Origin of the sequence: Streptomyces sp. NPDC059906 (assembly GCF_042730645.1) — a bacterium.
Taxonomy (GTDB): domain Bacteria; phylum Actinomycetota; class Actinomycetes; order Streptomycetales; family Streptomycetaceae; genus Streptomyces; species Streptomyces rubrogriseus.
This window is the reverse complement of the sequence record NZ_JBHWKU010000017.1, coordinates 33097-47561: the sequence shown is the minus strand read 5'-3', so window position 1 is coordinate 47561 and position 14465 is coordinate 33097. Positions and strand designations below refer to the sequence as shown.

Here is a 14465-nt window from a genome sequence, read left to right as displayed (position 1 = left end):
CGCGCGTATCCCGTGACCGCCGTGGAAACCCACACGGGACTCGCACGCCCACGGCACGGCGAAGCGGTACGTCACTTGCGAAGTCGGGCGGGGCCGCCGTCCGGTTGCCGCACCGGCGCCAGGGTGGCGCAGATCACAGCGACGGCGATCCCGCCGAGCAGGAAGAGATAGGAGCCGGCACCGGCGGCGAAGAGGAAGTCGCCCTCCGGACGGCTGGTGGTGAGCAGCACCACGGCGAGCGCCCAGCCGAGGGCGGGCGCGACGGCCCCTCCCCGGCGCCCGACGGCACGGCCCGCCCCGGCACACAGCCCCGCCTCGGCGGCCAGCGCGAGCAGCAGCCCGCCCGGGAACCAGGCCGGCTGCACCAGCGCGCCCGCCACGCCCAGGACTGCGCCGAGCACGAAGAGTCCGGCGTACAGGGCGGCCCGGCCGAGCGAGGGCGGGCGCAGTGGCTGGGCGAGTGCGGAGCTGGGCGGTTCGTTGCGGCTGTTCACGAGGTCGCCTCCCTGGTGTCGGAGGTCCCGGCGATGCCCGCGAACAGGTCGCTCTCGCGTCCGTCGCCGTCGCCGCCCCGCTCTCCGCGCACCAGTTCGTAGTACTCGGTGGTGAGGATCGGCTGGGCCAGGTCGTTGGAGAGGACGAAATACGGTTCGGCGACCGTGATCTGGGTGGCGTGCGCGCGCATCGCGGCGGCCTTGGCGGCGGCGTAGGCGGTGCCCTCGCCGCGGATCTCGGTGGTGATCCGCTCGTCGTCGACGACACCCGGCACGTCCTCGACGCCGGCCGCCTTCTCGAACGGCAGACCGGGCAGGTCGTCCCGGAGCCGGGCGAAGGCGTCCTCCGCCCAGGACCGCGGCACGCGGTTCCAGTAGACCTTCGCGACCGGACACCCGGCCTCGGCCGCCAGCTCCACCGCCCGCATGGCGATGCGGTGGGCCTGGATGTGGTCCGGGTGGCCGTAGCCGCCGTCCGGGTCATAGGTGACGAGCACCTGGGGGCGCACCTCGCGGATCACGTCGACGAGCGTCCCGGCGGCCCGGTCGACGTCGGCCTGCCACAGGCAGCCGGGGTCGTCGTTGTCGGCCAGCCCCATCATCCCGGAGTCGGCGAACCGCCCCGGCCCGCCGAGCAGCCGGAAGTCGTCGACGCCGAGTGCGCGCATCGCGTCCGCCAGCTCGCCCCTGCGGTGCCCGCCCAGAGCGGCTCCGGACAGATGGGCGAGATCGGGCGGGATGACCTCGCCCCGCTCGCCGAGGGTGCAGGTCACCAGCGTCACGTGGGCGCCCTCGGCCGCGTAGCGGGCCATGGTGACACCGTTGTTGATCGACTCGTCGTCCGGGTGCGCGTGCACCAGCAGCAGACGCCGGCCGGGGAGTTCCTTCATGGGGTCCACCCTATGAGGCCGCCCGCTCGTCCCCGTAACGCAGGAGGTACCGCAGGAGTCCGTCCGCGACGGCCGTCGGGTCTTCTCAGCCGATGCACAGGCGGCACCGAGCCGGGTCATGGATTCCGCCACCAGGATGGCCTTCGGGTCGACGACGGCTCCCCGCATCGCGGGACCCGGTGCGGCCCCACGGACCTGCCACCCCTGACGGAAGGCCCCCATGCGCAAGCCGAAAGCCAACCGGACCCCCAGCGGCCCCGCCTACCAGGGCCGTCTGCTCCCGCACCCCGAGGAAGAGGTCGTCGACCAGGGGCTCGCCTTCGACCTGGGCACGCTCCACTCCCGCAGGCGGGCCCTGTCCGTCCTCGGAGGGCTCGGCGGCATGGCGGCGCTGGCGGCGTGCGGCTCGGGCTCCGGCGGCGGTACGAGCGCGGCCGCGGCCACCTCCTCGGCCTCATCGTCGTCGGCGTCCGACCTCACCGAGATCCCCGACGAGACCAACGGCCCCTACCCCGCGGACGGCACCAACGGGGTCCAGGTCCTGGACCAGGACGGCATCGTCCGCCAGGACATCCGTTCGAGCTTCGGCGACTCCACGACCACCGCCCCCGGCATCCCCTTCACCTTCGAGTTCACCGTGCTGGACATCGCGGGCGGCGGCAAACCGCTCGCGGGCTCGGCCGTCTACGCCTGGCAGTGCGACCGGGACGGCAACTACTCCCTGTACTCCAGCGGGATCGAGGACGAGAACTACCTGCGCGGCGTGCAGGTCGCGGACGACGACGGCCGGGTGAAGTTCGTCAGCGTCTTCCCCGCCTGCTACCCGGGCCGCTGGCCGCACGTCCACTTCGAGGTCTACCCGGACATCGAGTCCATCACCGACTACGACAAGCGGCTGTCGACGTCCCAGCTGGCCGTCCCGAAGGACGTCTGCGACACCGTCTTCGCCACCGACGGCTACGGGTCCTCCGTCAAGAACCTCTCCCAGCTGACCCTCAAGACCGACAACGTCTTCGGCGACGACGGCGGCGTCCACCAGCTCGCCACGGTCACCGGCTCGGTGAAGACCGGCTACGCGGCCAAGCTGACCGTCCCCATCGACACCGGCACCGAGCCCACCGGGGGCAACGCGCCGGGCGGCGGTGGCGGCGATGCCCCCGGAGGCCCACCGACCGGAGGAGCCCCGACCGGTGCGCCGCCGAGCGGGGCGCCCTCGGGGGCACCGGGCGGCCCGCAGCCGTCGGCATCGTCCGGCTGACCCCCAGCGACGTGGAGCCCGTCCAGTCGACCCGTCCCGGCGGCGAGCACGTCCTCTACTTCGGCCACGGCCGGGGCTGGCTGCGCTACCACTTCACACCACGCGCCACCGACCCGCAGATCATCATCGACGAGTGCTTCTGGCGGTGACGTCGGACTCGGGTTCCGGCGCCGACAGGCCCAGTTCGGCCCAGACGGTCTTGCGCGGGAACCGCTCCCCGGTCACGCCCCAACGGTCCGCCAGAGCCTCGACGAGCAGCAGGCCTCTCCCTGACTCGCCCTCCGCCTCCGGTACTTGCGGGGCAGGCAGCCGGTCACCGCGCGTGTCCGTGACCTCGACGCGGAGTGTCGTGCCGATCACGTAGAGCGTGAGCCGGAAGCTGCGGCCGGGGAGACGTCCGTGGGTGGCCGCGTTGGCGCTCAGTTCCGCGACGACATGACTCGCCCGCTCGTGCGGCAGCCCCCAACTCCGTAGCGCGTCCACGGCGAGCAGGCGGGCGAGGCGGGCACCGCGCGGGGTGGACGACAGCAGCACGGTGAAGTTCCGCACGGTGCCTGGTGGTTCGGGTCGTGACCCGTGCTCGGCAATTCCCTGAGTTCGCTGATTCACGTCACCGAGCGTGGCCGACCGGACATACTGAATCGGGTCACTATCCCGTTACGTAGAGCTATGGTCCAAGGTCCAACGGGCCCTGTCCAAGCTGTCGAAGGGGCACACATGTCGGTGAGCGATGAGGCGGTGCGGGTCGCGCCGGAGACGGACCAGACGGACGAGCCGGGGTGGGAGGTCGACCCGGACGACGACTGGGCCCTGGCCGTGGTGGCCACGGTGGGACGACAGTTGAGGCTGCGCCGGGAGGCGGCCGGTCTGCGGGTCGGCGACTTCGCGGTGGCCGCCGGGTACGGGGCGGATCTCGTGTACAAGATCGAGACGGGGAAGCGGATCCCCCGGCCCGAGTACTTGGACAAGGCGGACGAGGTGTTGGACGCCGGTGGTCTCATCGCGGCGATGCGGGAGGACGTCAAGAAGGTCCGGTATCCGAAGAAGGTTCGGGATCTCGCACAGTTGGAGGGGCGGGCGGTCGAGATCGGCCTCTACGTCTGCCACAGCATCAGCGGGCTTCTCCAGACGGCCGAGCACGCAAGGGCGGCTTTCGAGTCACGGCAACCCGCGTACAGCCAGGAGGAGATCGAGCGGATGGTGGCTGCCCGCATGGACCGCCAAGCCATTTTTCAGAAGGATCCGGCGCCCACCCTCAGCTTCGTCCTGGAGGAGGCCCCTCTACGACGTCCGCTCGGCGGCACAATGGTGTGGCGCGGACAACTGGAGCGTCTACTTGAGGTAGGCAGGCTGCGGTGCGTGACGCTTCAAGTAATGCCCACGCACTGCGAGGCTCACCCCGGGCTGGACGGGAAGATCGAATTGCTGAAGTTCGAGGACGGTTCAGCAGTGGCACGCTGTGAGGGAGCGTTCAACGGCCGCCCGGTCTCGGACGTTCGGCAGCTCCGCATCGCCGAACTACGCTATGGCAGCATCCGCGCGCAGGCTCTCCCACCTCGGGAGTCGCTGGCATTCATCGAGGAACTGCTGGGGGAAACATGATCCACAAGGTCTCCGATCACCACCCTTCGGGCCTCACGTGGTTCAAGAGCAGCTACAGCGACGGCAACGAAGGCGACTCCTGCGTCGAGGTCGCCACCGGACCCGGCACCGTCCACGTCCGTGACTCCAAGCACGCCGTCACCGGCCCCCGGCTCGCGCTCACGCCGGAGGCCTGGGCCTCCTTCGTGTCCGGCACCCGGCTCTGAGCGCTCAGCCCGTCACCGCGATCGCCGTCGCGATGCCCAGGAAGACCAGGGCCGCGGCGAGCACGAACAACACCGGGCCGGTCATGTGGCGCCGGGTGAACACACGGGCCGTCTGCGGGTCGTGGGGGAGGTAGACCACGGTGACCTGGCGACCGGTCGCGAGCCCCATCCCGGCCCCGCGCATGCTCGGGGTGAACTCCACGCGGTAGCCGTGCTGGTCGGCGAAGGCGATGATCGGCGCCCAGGTGGGGCCGCTGTTGTTGTCGCGCACCCGGACGTTGTCGACCACCATGCCGGTGGTGCGGACCCCGTGGTGGCGCAGTCGGCGCACCCGTGCGGCGTCGTACAGGCCGGCCCACAGGAGCAGCGTCCCGACCAGGCCGCACAACAGGGCGCCCATCACGTTCGACATGCCTCGGCGCCTCCGTCTCCCCGGGGTTCTTCGGGCTCCGGGTACAGGGACGCCGACGGCGTGCCGGTCGGTTGCGGCGTCAGAAGTTGATGCTTCCGATCATCCCCGCGAGGTTCGTCGTCAGCTCACTGATCGTGGGAGCGATCGTCGACGAGGCCAGGTAGAAACCGAGGAGCATGCACACCACCGCATGCCCCGCCTTCAAGCCTGACTTCTTGACCAGCAGGAAGACGATGATCGCCAGCAGCACAACCGCCGAAATCGAGAGTGCCACGGCGGCTCACCTCCAATGGGCCCAGGGACATGGGGGGGGTCGGTCGCAGTCGGAGCTCGGAGCAGATAAATCCACGCAGCGGGCACCTGGTTGATACCCACTATGCGCTAGTGATCATAACTATCCGTGCGCGCGCATCTCTCGGCGCACGGCCGCACAAGGGGGCGCATGGCCAATATGGTCAAGGCATGACGACCGAGTCCGACTCCTTCCCCAAACGGCACGCCCGCACCCAGCGGTTCACGCTCGGCGCGCCGCGTTCGTTCACCGTGGCACCCGATGGTTCACGGGTCGCCTTCCTGCGCTCCGGTACCGGCACGGACCGGGCCAATTCGCTGTGGGTGCTCGATGCCGAGAAGGGCGGGGAGCGCATGGCCGCCGACCCCCGCGCCCTTCTGGGCGGCGCCCAGGAACGGCTGTCGCCCGAGGAACGGGCCCGGCGCGAGCGCAGCCGCGAGGGCGGCGCCGGGATCGTCGGCTACGCCACCGACTCGGCGGTCGAGCTGGCCTCTTTCGCCTTGTCAGGGCGGCTCTTCGTGGCCGAGCTGCGGGTCGGCACCGCGCGCGAACTGCCCGCCCCCGGGCCGGTGATCGACCCGCGCCCCTCCCCCGACGGCCGGCACGTCGCCTACGTCGCCCGGGGCGCCCTGCGCGTGGTGGGCGCCGAGGGGGACGGGGACCGGGCCCTGGCCGAGGCGGACGGCGAGGGCGTCACGTACGGGCTCGCCGAGTTCGTGGCGGCCGAGGAGATGGCGCGCAGCCGGGGCTTCTGGTGGAGCCCGGAGTCGGACCGCCTGCTGGTGGCCCGCGTGGACGACACGCCGGTCCAGCGCTGGTGGATCTCCGACCCGGCCCGGCCCGGGCGTGATCCACAACACGTGCCGTACCCGGCGGCGGGCACCCCCAACGCGGACGTACGGCTGTTCGTGGTCGGTCTCGACGGGGGGCGCACCGAGGTCCTCTGGGACCGGGCGCGGTACCCGTATCTGGCGCGAGTGCACTGGTCAGCCGCGGGTGCGCCGCTGCTTCTCGTACAGGCGCGCGACCAGCGCAGCCAGCTGTTCCTGGCGGTGGACACCGAGTCGGGGACGACCCGGATGGTGCACGCCGACGAAGATCCAATTTGGCTGGAACTCTTCCCCGGGGTGCCCTGCTGGAGCCCCTCGGGCCAACTCGTGCGGATCGCCGACGAGGGCGGCGCGCGGGTGCTCGCGGTGGGCGAACGACTGCTCACCGGGGCCCAGTTGCACCTGCGGGCGGTGCTGGACGTCGGTGCCGACGACGTGCTGGTCTCCGCCTCGGCGGGCGAGGACGCGGCCGAGGCGGAGATCGGCGAGGTGCACGTCTACCGGGTGAACGAACTGGGCGTCGAACGCCTGTCGCAGGAGCCCGGTGTGCACTCGGCGGTACGCGCGGGGGGCGTGACGGTGCTCGTCTCCGCGACCCTCGACCGGCCGGGAGCCCGGGTACGGGTACTGCGGGACGGGAAGGCCGCGGCGACCATCGCCTCGTATGCGGAAGACCCCGGTTTGTCCCCGCGCGTGACCCTCACCCAAGGGGGCGCACGACGTGTCCCGTGCGCCGTGCTTATGCCAACGGACTACCACGGTGACACCCCCCTCCCCGTCCTCCTGGACCCCTACGGTGGTCCGCACGGTCAGCGCGTCGTGGCCGCGCACAACGCCCACCTCACCTCGCAGTGGTTCGCGGACCAGGGGTTCGCGGTGGTCGTCGCCGACGGGCGGGGCACCCCGGGGCGCTCCCCCGCCTGGGAGAAGGCCGTCAAGGACGACGTGGCCGCCGTGGTGCTCCAGGACCAGGTGGACGCGCTGCACGCCCTCGCCGCCGACTTCCCGCTGGACCTGGACCGCGTCGCCGTCCGGGGGTGGTCCTTCGGCGGTTACCTCGCCGCCCTCGCGGCGCTGCGCCGGCCGGACGTCTTCCACGCCGCCGTCGTGGGCGCCCCGGTCACCGACCTCAGGCTCTACGACACCCACTACCAGGAGCGGTATCTCGGCGACCCCGGGGAGCAGCCGGACGTCTACCGCCGCAACTCGGTGATCGACGACGCCGGACTGGTCGACGCCGCCGAGCCGCACCGACCCATGATGGTCATCCACGGCCTGGCGGACGACAACGTGGTGGTCGCCCACTCGCTGCGCCTGTCCTCGGCCCTGCTGGCGGCCGGCCGCCCGCACGAGGTGCTGCCCCTGTCCGGCGTCACCCACATGACCCCGCAGGAGTCGGTCGCCGAGAACCTGCTGCGGCTCCAGGTGGACTTCCTCAAGCGGTCGCTGCCCGCACCGGCGTAGCGCCGTCCGGCGGCGGGCCGGGCCCCGGTCAGCCCGGCCCGTCGCCCTCGCCGTCCGCCTCCGGCGGCACCACCTGCTTCTCCTCCGCGAAGTGGCAGGCGGAGTCGTGCGCCGCGGGCCCGGAGACCGAGCGGAACTCGGCGGGAACGGCCAGGGCCGGTACCTCCAGCGCGCACCGCTCCCGCGCCTTCCAGCAGCGAGTGCGGAAGCGGCACCCCGAGGGGATGTTGGTCGGGGACGGGACGTCGCCGGCCAGGATGATCCGCTCGCGGTGTTCCCGTGCCTCCGGGTCGGGCACCGGTACGGCGGACAGCAGCGCCTGGGTGTAGGGGTGCGTGGGGTGGTCGTAGATCTCCTCGTCCCGGCCCGTCTCGACGATGCGGCCCAGGTACATCACGCCGACCCGGTCCGAGATGTGCCGGACGATCGAGAGGTCGTGGGCGATGAAGATGTACGAGAGGTCGAACTCGTCCTGGAGCCGGGCCATCAGGTTGATCACCTGGGCCTGGACCGACACGTCGAGGGCGGAGACCGGCTCGTCGGCGACGATGATCTCCGGGCGCAGCGCCAGGCCGCGCGCGATGCCGATGCGCTGGCGCTGGCCGCCGGAGAACTGGTGGGGGTAGCGGTTGATGTACTCCGGGTTCAGGCCGACCACGTCCAGCAGCTCCTGGACCCGTCGCCGCCGGTCGCCCTTCGGGGCCACCTCGGGGTGGATGTCGTAGGCCTCGCCGATGATGTCGCCGACGGTCATCCGGGGGTTGAGGGAGGTGTAGGGGTCCTGGAACACCATCTGGATGTTCCGGCGTACGGACTTCAGCGCCCGGCCCGACAGGCGGGTGATGTCCTCGCCCTTGTACCGGATCTCCCCCGCCGTCGGCCGCTCCAGGTTGACCAGCATCTTGGCGACCGTGGACTTGCCGCAGCCGGACTCGCCGACGATGCCGAGGGTCTCGCCGCGGGCCAGCTCGAAGTCCACGCCGTCGACGGCCTTGACCGCGCCGACCTGCTTCTTGAAGAGGATGCCGGAGGTCAGCGGGTAGTGCTTGACCAGGCCGCGGACTTCGAGGATCGGCTCCGTGGTCTCAGCCATGCAGGCACTCCCTCCAGAAGTGGCAGGCGCTGCCCCGCTCGGCGTCGGACTCGGTGACGTCGTAGAGGGGCGGTACGTCGGTGCGGCAGACGTCCTGGGCCATCGGGCAGCGGGGGTGGAAGGCGCAGCCGGGCGGGATCCGGGTCAGGTTGGGCGGCAGGCCCTTGATGGCGTACAGCTCCTGGCCCTTCTGGTCCAGGCGCGGGATCGACTCCAGCAGGCCGCGGGTGTAGGGGTGGGCGGGCGCCTTGTAGATGTCGTGGACGGGGGCGGTCTCGACGATCCGGCCCGCGTACATCACCGCGATCTTGTCGGCGACGTCAGCGACCACGCCCAGGTCGTGGGTGATGAGGATCAGGCCCATGTGCAGTTCGCGCTGGAGTTCCGCGAGCAGGTCCATGACCTGGGCCTGGACGGTGACGTCCAGGGCGGTGGTCGGCTCGTCGGCGATGATCAGCTTGGGCTCCAGGGCCATCGCCATGGCGATCATGATGCGCTGGCGCATGCCGCCGGAGAACTGGTGCGGGTACTGCCGCACCCGTTCCCTGGCGGCCGGGATGCGCACCCGGTCCATCAGCTCGACGGCCTTGGCGTGGGCGTCCTTGCGGGACATCCCCCGGTGCACGGTGAACATCTCGGCGAGCTGGGCGCCGACGGTCAGCACCGGGTTCAGCGAGGACAGCGCGTCCTGGAAGATCATCGCCATCTCGGCGCCGCGGACCTTCCGGCGTTCCTCCTCCTTCAGCTTCAGCAGGTCCCGGCCCTCGAAGAGGATCTCCCCCGCGGTGACCCGGCCCGGCGGGATGTCGAGGATGCCCATGATCGTCTGGGCGGTGACGGACTTGCCGGAGCCGGACTCGCCGAGCACCGCGAGGGTCTCGCCCGCGTCCACGCCGTAGCTGACGCCGTTGACGGCCTTGGCGACGCCGTCGCGGGTGTGGAACTCCACGTGCAGGTCGCGTACTTCGAGCAGCATGCGGTCGCTCACCTCAGCTTCGGGTCGAGGGCGTCGCGCACCGCGTCGCCGAGCATGATGAACGCGAGGACAGTGATGGCGAGCGCCCCGGACGGCCACAGCAGCGCGTGCGGGGCGTTGCGCACGTAGGGGGCGGCGGCGGAGATGTCGATGCCCCAGGAGACGCTGGGCGGCTTCAGGCCGACGCCGAGGAAGGACAGGGTCGCCTCCAGGGAGATGTAGGTGCCGAGCGCGATGGTCGCCACGACGATGACCGGCGCGACGGCGTTGGGCGCGATGTGGCGCAACAGGAGGCGGGAGTTGGAGGCGCCCAGCGCCCGCGCCGCCTGCACGTAGTCGTTCTGCTTGGCGGTGATGACGGAGCCGCGGGCGATGCGGGAGATCTGCGGCCAGCCGAGCAGCACGATGAAGCCGATGACCGGCCAGATGGTGTTGCTGGTGATGACGGAGAGCAGGACGAGGCCGCCCAGGACGACCGGGATCGCGAAGAAGATGTCGGTGATCCGGGACAGGACCGCGTCCCCGCCGCCGCCGAAGAACCCGGCGAGGCCGCCGAGGACGCTGCCGAGGAGCGCGACACCGAGGGTGGCGAGGATGCCGACCGCGACCGAGGTGCGGGCGCCGTAGACGGTGCGGGTGTAGACGTCGCAGCCCTGGCCGTTGAAGCCGAAGGGGTGGCCGGGCTGGGAGCCCTCCTGGGCCTTGGCCAGGTCGCACTTGAGGGGGCTGCCGGAGGCGATCAGCGACGGCCAGATGGAGATGACGATCAGGAAGAGGATCACCAGGGCCGAGATGATGAAGACGGGGTTGCGGCGCAGGTCGTGCCAGGCGTCGGTCCACAGGCTGCGGGGCTTGTCCCGCGGGTCGGCCCCGTCCGGGCCCGGCGGCTGCTCCAGCGTGACCGCCTCGCTCGCGCCGAGGTCCATGGTGCCGCCCATGCCGGTGCCGGCGATGGCGCGTTCGGGCTCGTAGGGCTCCTGTTCAGGCATAGCGGATCCTCGGGTCGAGTACGGCGTACAGGAGGTCGACGACGAGGTTGGCGACGAGGAAGACGAGGACCAGGACGGTGACGAAGCCGACCACGGTCTGCGTGTTCTGGCGCAGGATGCCCTGGTAGAGCTGGTAGCCGACGCCGTGGATGTTGAAGATCCGCTCGGTGACGATGGCGCCGCCCATCAGCGCCCCGATGTCGGTTCCGATGAAGGTGACGACGGGGATGAGGGAGTTGCGCAGCAGGTGCCGGGTGATGACCCGGTGGCGGGGCAGGCCCTTGGCGATGGCGGTGCGGACGTAGTCGGAGCGCCGGTTCTCGGCGATGGAGGTGCGGGTCAGCCGGGTGACGTAGGCCAGCGAGACCGAGGCGAGGACCAGGCCGGGGACGATCAGCTCGCCGAAGGCCGCCTCGGAGGAGACGGCCGGGTCGATCCAGCCCCACTTCACGCCGAGCAGCAACTGGAGCAGCAGGCCGGTGACGAAGGTGGGCACGGAGATCACGACGAGGGTCAGGAGCAGCACCCCGGTGTCGACGGGGCGGCCGCGGCGCAGGCCGGTGACGACGCCGAGGATGATCCCCACGATGATCTCGAAGAGGATCGCGACGATGGTGAGCCGGATGGTTACCGGGAACGCCGTCCCCATCAGCTCGGTGACCGGCTGGCCGTTGAAGGCGGTGCCGAAGTCGCCGGTGAAGACGTTGCCCATGTAGGTGGCGTACTGCTGCCACACGGGCTGGTCCAGGCCGAACTCGTGCCGCAGCTGCGCGGCCGTCGCCGGGTCGCACTCCCGGTCGCCGCACAGGCCCGCGATGGGGTCGCCCATCACGTTGACCATCAGGAAGATCAGCAGCGTGGCCCCGATGAAGACCGGGATCATCTGGAGCAGCCGCCGGACGACGTAGCGTCCCATGGAGCCCGCCCCCTCAGCCGACCTTGATCTCGTTGTAGACCGGGACGCTGAACGGGTTGAGCTTCACGTTGGAGAGCCGGTCCGAGTAGCCCGCGCTGCCGTTCTGGTACCAGAGCGGGATGGCCCCCATGTCGTCCCGGAGGACCTCCTCGGCCTGCTGGAAGAGGCCGACGGCCTTGGCGGTGTCGGTCTCGGCGTTGGCCCGGTCGACGAGGTCGTCGAACTTCTCGCTGGACCACTTGCCGTCGTTGGAGGAGGCGTTGGTGTAGTACAGCGGCTGGAGGAAGTTCTGGATGAGCGGGTAGTCCATCTGCCAGCCGGCGCGGAAGGGGCCGCTCATCTTCTGGTCGGTGATCTGGTTGCGGAAGTCGGCGAAGGTGCCGACCGGGTTCCCGGCGCAGGCGCGGTCGTTGTCCAGGGCGTTGTTGATGGAGTTGCAGACCGCGTCGACCCACTGCTTGTGGGAGCCGGTGTCGGCGTTGTAGGTGATCTTGACCTGGCCGCCGGGGAGGCCGCCGCCTTCCTTGACCAGCTTCTTGGCCTCTTCGGCGTTGTACTCGCAGGCCTCCCCGCACAGGCCCGGCTTGTAGCCGCCGTCCTTGCCGAGGACCGGTGAGGTCCAGTCGGTGGCCGGGGTGCGGGTGTTCTGGAAGATCGTGTCGGTGATCTGCTTGCGGTCGATCGCCATGGACAGGCCCTTGCGGACCTTCTCCGAGCCGGGCTTGCTCCAGTCGTTGTCGTAGAACGGGAAGGCGAGGGTCTGGATGATGCCCGCCGGGGTGTTGATGTACCGGTCGCCGAGGTCGTTCTTGACGTTCTTGAGCTGGGAGGCCGGGACGTCGTCGACGAGGTCCAGGTTGCCCGCGATCAGGTCGGTGTAGGCGGTGTTGTTGTCGGTGTAGACCTTGAGGTCCACGCCGCCGTTCTGCGCCTTGTCCGGGCCGGGGTAGTCGTCCCACTTGCGCAGGGACATCTGGGAGCCGCGGGTGTAGTTGTCGACCTGGTAGGGGCCGTTGCCGACGGGCTTCTTCAGCCAGGCGTCGTGGTCGTCGAAGAACGCCTTGGGCAGCGGCGCGAAGGCCGGGTAGCCGAGGGTGTCGGGGAACGTGGAGAACTTCTGGCTGAGCTTGATCGTGAAGGTGAGGGGGCCGGTCACCTTCAGCCCCGAGAGCGTGTCGGCGCTCTGCGAGCCGCTTTCGGGGTGCACCTTGTCGTAGCCGTCGATGTAGGCGAAGAAGTACGCGTTGCGCTGGTTGTTCTTGAGGCTCGCGCCGTAGTTCCAGGCGTCCACGAAGGACTGGGCGGTGACCTTCTCGCCGTTGCTGAAGGTCCAGCCGTCCTTGACGGTGACGGTGAAGTTCTGCGAGTCGGAGGTGTCGATCTTCTCGGCGAGCATGTTCTGCGCCTCGCCGGTCTCGGGGTCGTACTTCTTCAGCCCCCGGAAGATCATGTCGAGGACCTTGCCGCCCTGCACCTCGTTGGTGTTGGCCGGCTCTAGCGGGTTCTGGGGGTCGCCCCAGGAGGAGCTGAGCACGCCGCCGCTGCCCCCGCCGCTGCCTCCGTCCCCGCCCCCGCCGCCGCAGGCCGTCGCCGCGAGGACTACCGCCGCCGCGCAAGCGGCCCATTTGGCGTGCGTGGCTCCGCGCATGGAGTGCCTCCTCGTGCCCTGACTCGTCCGCTGGTCCGTTCCGGTCCAGCTTCGAAGGGCGTACTCGGGGGCGCACACCCGTCCGGTCCATACGGGTTGCCGGTGTCCTCCGGACGGGTGCGGGAGGTCCCGCGGCATGCGGAAGGACGGGGGCACGCGGAAGGGCGGCGGCGGGAGTCCTGCTCCCGCCGCCGCCCTTCGTCAGCTGCCTCTGGTGCCGGTCAGCCTCTGGTGCCGGTCAGCCCTTGGAGACGGTCGCGCCGGCGCCGGCGTCGTCCTCCATCGCCTTCAGGCCCGGGTCCATGACGATGTCCTCGGCCCTGGCCTCCGTCGAGCCCTCCTCCGGGAAGTGGCAGGCCGTCAGGTGGCCCTCCCGGTTCCCGGAGAGCTGCACCAGCGGCGGCTCCTCGGTGGCGCACTTGTCCTGCGCCTTCCAGCACCGGGTGCGGAACCGGCAGCCGGAGGGCGGCGAGATCGGCGAGGGCACGTCGCCCTCCAGCCGGATCCGCTCCCGCTTCTCGGCGTCCAGGTCCGTCTCCGGCACCGCCGACAGCAGGGCGTGCGTGTACGGGTGGCGCGGGCGGTTGTAGAGCGAGTCGCGGTCCGCGATCTCCACGATCTTGCCGAGGTACATCACCGCGACGCGCTGCGAGAAGTGCCGCACGATCGCCAGGTCGTGGGCGATGAAGACGAACGCGATGCCCATCTCCCGCTGCACTTCCTGCAGCAGGTTCACCACCTGGGCCTGGATCGACACGTCGAGTGCCGAGACCGGCTCGTCGGCGACGATGAGCTTCGGCTGCAGCGCGACGGCACGCGCCACCCCGATGCGCTGGCGCTGACCGCCGGAGAACTCGTGCGGGAAGCGGTTGTAGTGCTCCGGGTTGAGACCGACGATCTCCAGGAGCTCCCGGACGCGCTTCTCCCGGCCGCCGGGCGGGTTGATCCCGTTGATCTCCATCGGGCCCGAGATGATCGTGCCGACCGTCTGCCGCGGGTTCAGCGACGCGTACGGGTCCTGGAAGATCATCTGGATCTCGGACCGGATCGGCGCCAGTTCCCGCCGACTCGCCCGGGTGATGTCCTTGCCCCGGTACTCGATGGAGCCCTGCGTCGGCTCGTACAGCCGGGTCAGCAGCCGGCCGGTGGTCGACTTGCCGCAGCCGGACTCGCCGACGAGGCCGAGGCTCTCGCCCGGGAAGACCTCGAAGTCCACGCCGTCGACGGCCTTGACGTGGCCGACGGTGCGCTTGATCGGGAAGCCGCCCTTGATCGGGAAGTGCTTCGAGAGGCCGCTGACCTTGAGAAGCGGCGCGGTGTCGCCGTCCCGCTGCTGCGGGAAGTCGTCGGCCACCGCTGTGGTCGTCTTGCTGTTGTCGCTCATGGTGATGCCCC

At 70.5% G+C, this 14465-nt stretch carries 16 protein-coding genes; 5 read left to right on the top strand and 11 right to left on the bottom strand.

The window, feature by feature from the left end:
• Nucleotides 1-71: 71 nt before the first annotated feature.
• Nucleotides 72-494 carry a DUF6113 family protein gene (locus ACFV9J_RS24640; protein WP_385357116.1) on the bottom strand — a complete coding sequence of 141 codons (423 nt, stop codon included), beginning with the start codon at nt 492-494 and terminating at the stop codon, nt 72-74.
• Nucleotides 491-1384, bottom strand: a complete 894-nt coding sequence (gene mshB, locus ACFV9J_RS24635) for an N-acetyl-1-D-myo-inositol-2-amino-2-deoxy-alpha-D-glucopyranoside deacetylase (protein ID WP_385357115.1) — start codon at nt 1382-1384, stop codon at nt 491-493. The genes ACFV9J_RS24640 and mshB overlap by 4 nt, the downstream gene beginning before the upstream one ends.
• A gap of 220 nt (nt 1385-1604) precedes the next feature.
• Between mshB and ACFV9J_RS24630 the strand changes: the two genes are divergently transcribed.
• Complete coding sequence (locus ACFV9J_RS24630) at nt 1605-2642, top strand: intradiol ring-cleavage dioxygenase (protein WP_385357114.1); 1038 nt, start codon at nt 1605-1607, stop codon at nt 2640-2642.
• An 11-nt stretch (nt 2643-2653) separates the two neighbouring features.
• Nucleotides 2654-2791, top strand: a complete 138-nt coding sequence (locus tag ACFV9J_RS24625; RefSeq protein WP_385357113.1) for a hypothetical protein — start codon at nt 2654-2656, stop codon at nt 2789-2791.
• Here the strand turns inward: ACFV9J_RS24625 and ACFV9J_RS24620 are convergent.
• Nucleotides 2766-3251 (bottom strand): ATP-binding protein, encoded by a 486-nt coding sequence (locus ACFV9J_RS24620; protein ID WP_385357112.1) that lies wholly within the window; start codon nt 3249-3251, stop codon nt 2766-2768. The two genes, ACFV9J_RS24625 and ACFV9J_RS24620, sit on opposite strands and share 26 nt — an antisense overlap.
• A gap of 108 nt (nt 3252-3359) precedes the next feature.
• On the opposite strand from ACFV9J_RS24620, the gene ACFV9J_RS24615 reads away from it, so the two are divergent.
• Together ACFV9J_RS24615 and ACFV9J_RS24610 are read left to right on the top strand one after the other, a co-directional pair.
• Nucleotides 3360-4244, top strand: coding sequence for a helix-turn-helix domain-containing protein (locus ACFV9J_RS24615; RefSeq protein ID WP_385357110.1), 885 nt, complete (start codon nt 3360-3362; stop codon nt 4242-4244).
• Nucleotides 4241-4450 carry a DUF397 domain-containing protein gene (locus tag ACFV9J_RS24610; protein ID WP_385357109.1) on the top strand — a complete coding sequence of 70 codons (210 nt, stop codon included), beginning with the start codon at nt 4241-4243 and terminating at the stop codon, nt 4448-4450. The genes ACFV9J_RS24615 and ACFV9J_RS24610 overlap by 4 nt, the downstream gene beginning before the upstream one ends.
• A gap of 4 nt (nt 4451-4454) precedes the next feature.
• On the opposite strand, the gene ACFV9J_RS24605 is transcribed toward ACFV9J_RS24610, so the two are convergent.
• Both ACFV9J_RS24605 and ACFV9J_RS24600 read right to left on the bottom strand, forming a co-directional pair.
• Nucleotides 4455-4862 carry a DUF3592 domain-containing protein gene (locus ACFV9J_RS24605; RefSeq protein WP_385357108.1) on the bottom strand — a complete coding sequence of 136 codons (408 nt, stop codon included), beginning with the start codon at nt 4860-4862 and terminating at the stop codon, nt 4455-4457.
• A 79-nt stretch (nt 4863-4941) separates the two neighbouring features.
• The gene (locus ACFV9J_RS24600; protein WP_362280333.1) at nt 4942-5136 is read right to left on the bottom strand and encodes a hypothetical protein; all 195 of its coding nucleotides are present in this window, start codon (nt 5134-5136) and stop codon (nt 4942-4944) included.
• Between the two features lie 188 nt (nt 5137-5324).
• Between ACFV9J_RS24600 and ACFV9J_RS24595 the strand changes: the two genes are divergently transcribed.
• Nucleotides 5325-7448: a prolyl oligopeptidase family serine peptidase gene (locus ACFV9J_RS24595; protein ID WP_385357105.1), complete on the top strand. Its 2124-nt coding sequence runs from the start codon at nt 5325-5327 to the stop codon at nt 7446-7448.
• Nucleotides 7449-7476: 28 nt separating this feature from the next.
• Here ACFV9J_RS24595 and ACFV9J_RS24590 read toward each other — a convergent pair whose 3' ends face one another.
• The 6 genes from ACFV9J_RS24590 to ACFV9J_RS24565 form a co-directional block, all read right to left on the bottom strand.
• The gene (locus ACFV9J_RS24590) at nt 7477-8541 is read right to left on the bottom strand and encodes an ABC transporter ATP-binding protein (protein ID WP_385357104.1); all 1065 of its coding nucleotides are present in this window, start codon (nt 8539-8541) and stop codon (nt 7477-7479) included.
• On the bottom strand, nt 8534-9517 hold the full coding sequence (locus ACFV9J_RS24585) for an ABC transporter ATP-binding protein (protein ID WP_165684911.1): 984 nt from the start codon (nt 9515-9517) through the stop codon (nt 8534-8536). Before ACFV9J_RS24585 ends, ACFV9J_RS24590 begins: the two co-directional genes overlap by 8 nt.
• 8 nt (nt 9518-9525) lie before the next feature.
• Nucleotides 9526-10506: an ABC transporter permease gene (locus ACFV9J_RS24580; RefSeq protein ID WP_385357103.1), complete on the bottom strand. Its 981-nt coding sequence runs from the start codon at nt 10504-10506 to the stop codon at nt 9526-9528.
• On the bottom strand, nt 10499-11422 hold the full coding sequence (locus ACFV9J_RS24575) for an ABC transporter permease (RefSeq protein ID WP_385357102.1): 924 nt from the start codon (nt 11420-11422) through the stop codon (nt 10499-10501). Before ACFV9J_RS24575 ends, ACFV9J_RS24580 begins: the two co-directional genes overlap by 8 nt.
• A 13-nt stretch (nt 11423-11435) precedes the next feature.
• Complete coding sequence (locus tag ACFV9J_RS24570) at nt 11436-13070, bottom strand: ABC transporter substrate-binding protein (protein ID WP_385357100.1); 1635 nt, start codon at nt 13068-13070, stop codon at nt 11436-11438.
• 238 nt (nt 13071-13308) lie between these two features.
• Entirely contained in the window at nt 13309-14454 is a 1146-nt protein-coding gene (locus ACFV9J_RS24565) for an ABC transporter ATP-binding protein (RefSeq protein ID WP_385357098.1), read from the bottom strand.
• Nucleotides 14455-14465 lie beyond the last annotated feature (11 nt).

Excerpts from the sequence above, each read along its gene's own strand:
- ACFV9J_RS24605 (WP_385357108.1), bottom strand. The coding sequence starts at position 4,862 with ATGTCGAACGTGATGGGCGCCCTGTTGTGCGGCCTGGTCGGGACGCTG.
- ACFV9J_RS24610 (WP_385357109.1), top strand. The coding sequence starts at position 4,241 with ATGATCCACAAGGTCTCCGATCACCACCCTTCGGGCCTCACGTGGTTC.
- ACFV9J_RS24570 (WP_385357100.1), bottom strand. The coding sequence starts at position 13,070 with ATGCGCGGAGCCACGCACGCCAAATGGGCCGCTTGCGCGGCGGCGGTA.
- mshB (WP_385357115.1), bottom strand. The coding sequence starts at position 1,384 with ATGAAGGAACTCCCCGGCCGGCGTCTGCTGCTGGTGCACGCGCACCCG.
- ACFV9J_RS24590 (WP_385357104.1), bottom strand. The coding sequence starts at position 8,541 with ATGGCTGAGACCACGGAGCCGATCCTCGAAGTCCGCGGCCTGGTCAAG.
- ACFV9J_RS24615 (WP_385357110.1), top strand. The coding sequence starts at position 3,360 with ATGTCGGTGAGCGATGAGGCGGTGCGGGTCGCGCCGGAGACGGACCAG.
- ACFV9J_RS24585 (WP_165684911.1), bottom strand. The coding sequence starts at position 9,517 with ATGCTGCTCGAAGTACGCGACCTGCACGTGGAGTTCCACACCCGCGAC.
- ACFV9J_RS24630 (WP_385357114.1), top strand. The coding sequence starts at position 1,605 with ATGCGCAAGCCGAAAGCCAACCGGACCCCCAGCGGCCCCGCCTACCAG.
- ACFV9J_RS24595 (WP_385357105.1), top strand. The coding sequence starts at position 5,325 with ATGACGACCGAGTCCGACTCCTTCCCCAAACGGCACGCCCGCACCCAG.
- ACFV9J_RS24565 (WP_385357098.1), bottom strand. The coding sequence starts at position 14,454 with ATGAGCGACAACAGCAAGACGACCACAGCGGTGGCCGACGACTTCCCG.
- ACFV9J_RS24575 (WP_385357102.1), bottom strand. The coding sequence starts at position 11,422 with ATGGGACGCTACGTCGTCCGGCGGCTGCTCCAGATGATCCCGGTCTTC.
- ACFV9J_RS24580 (WP_385357103.1), bottom strand. The coding sequence starts at position 10,506 with ATGCCTGAACAGGAGCCCTACGAGCCCGAACGCGCCATCGCCGGCACC.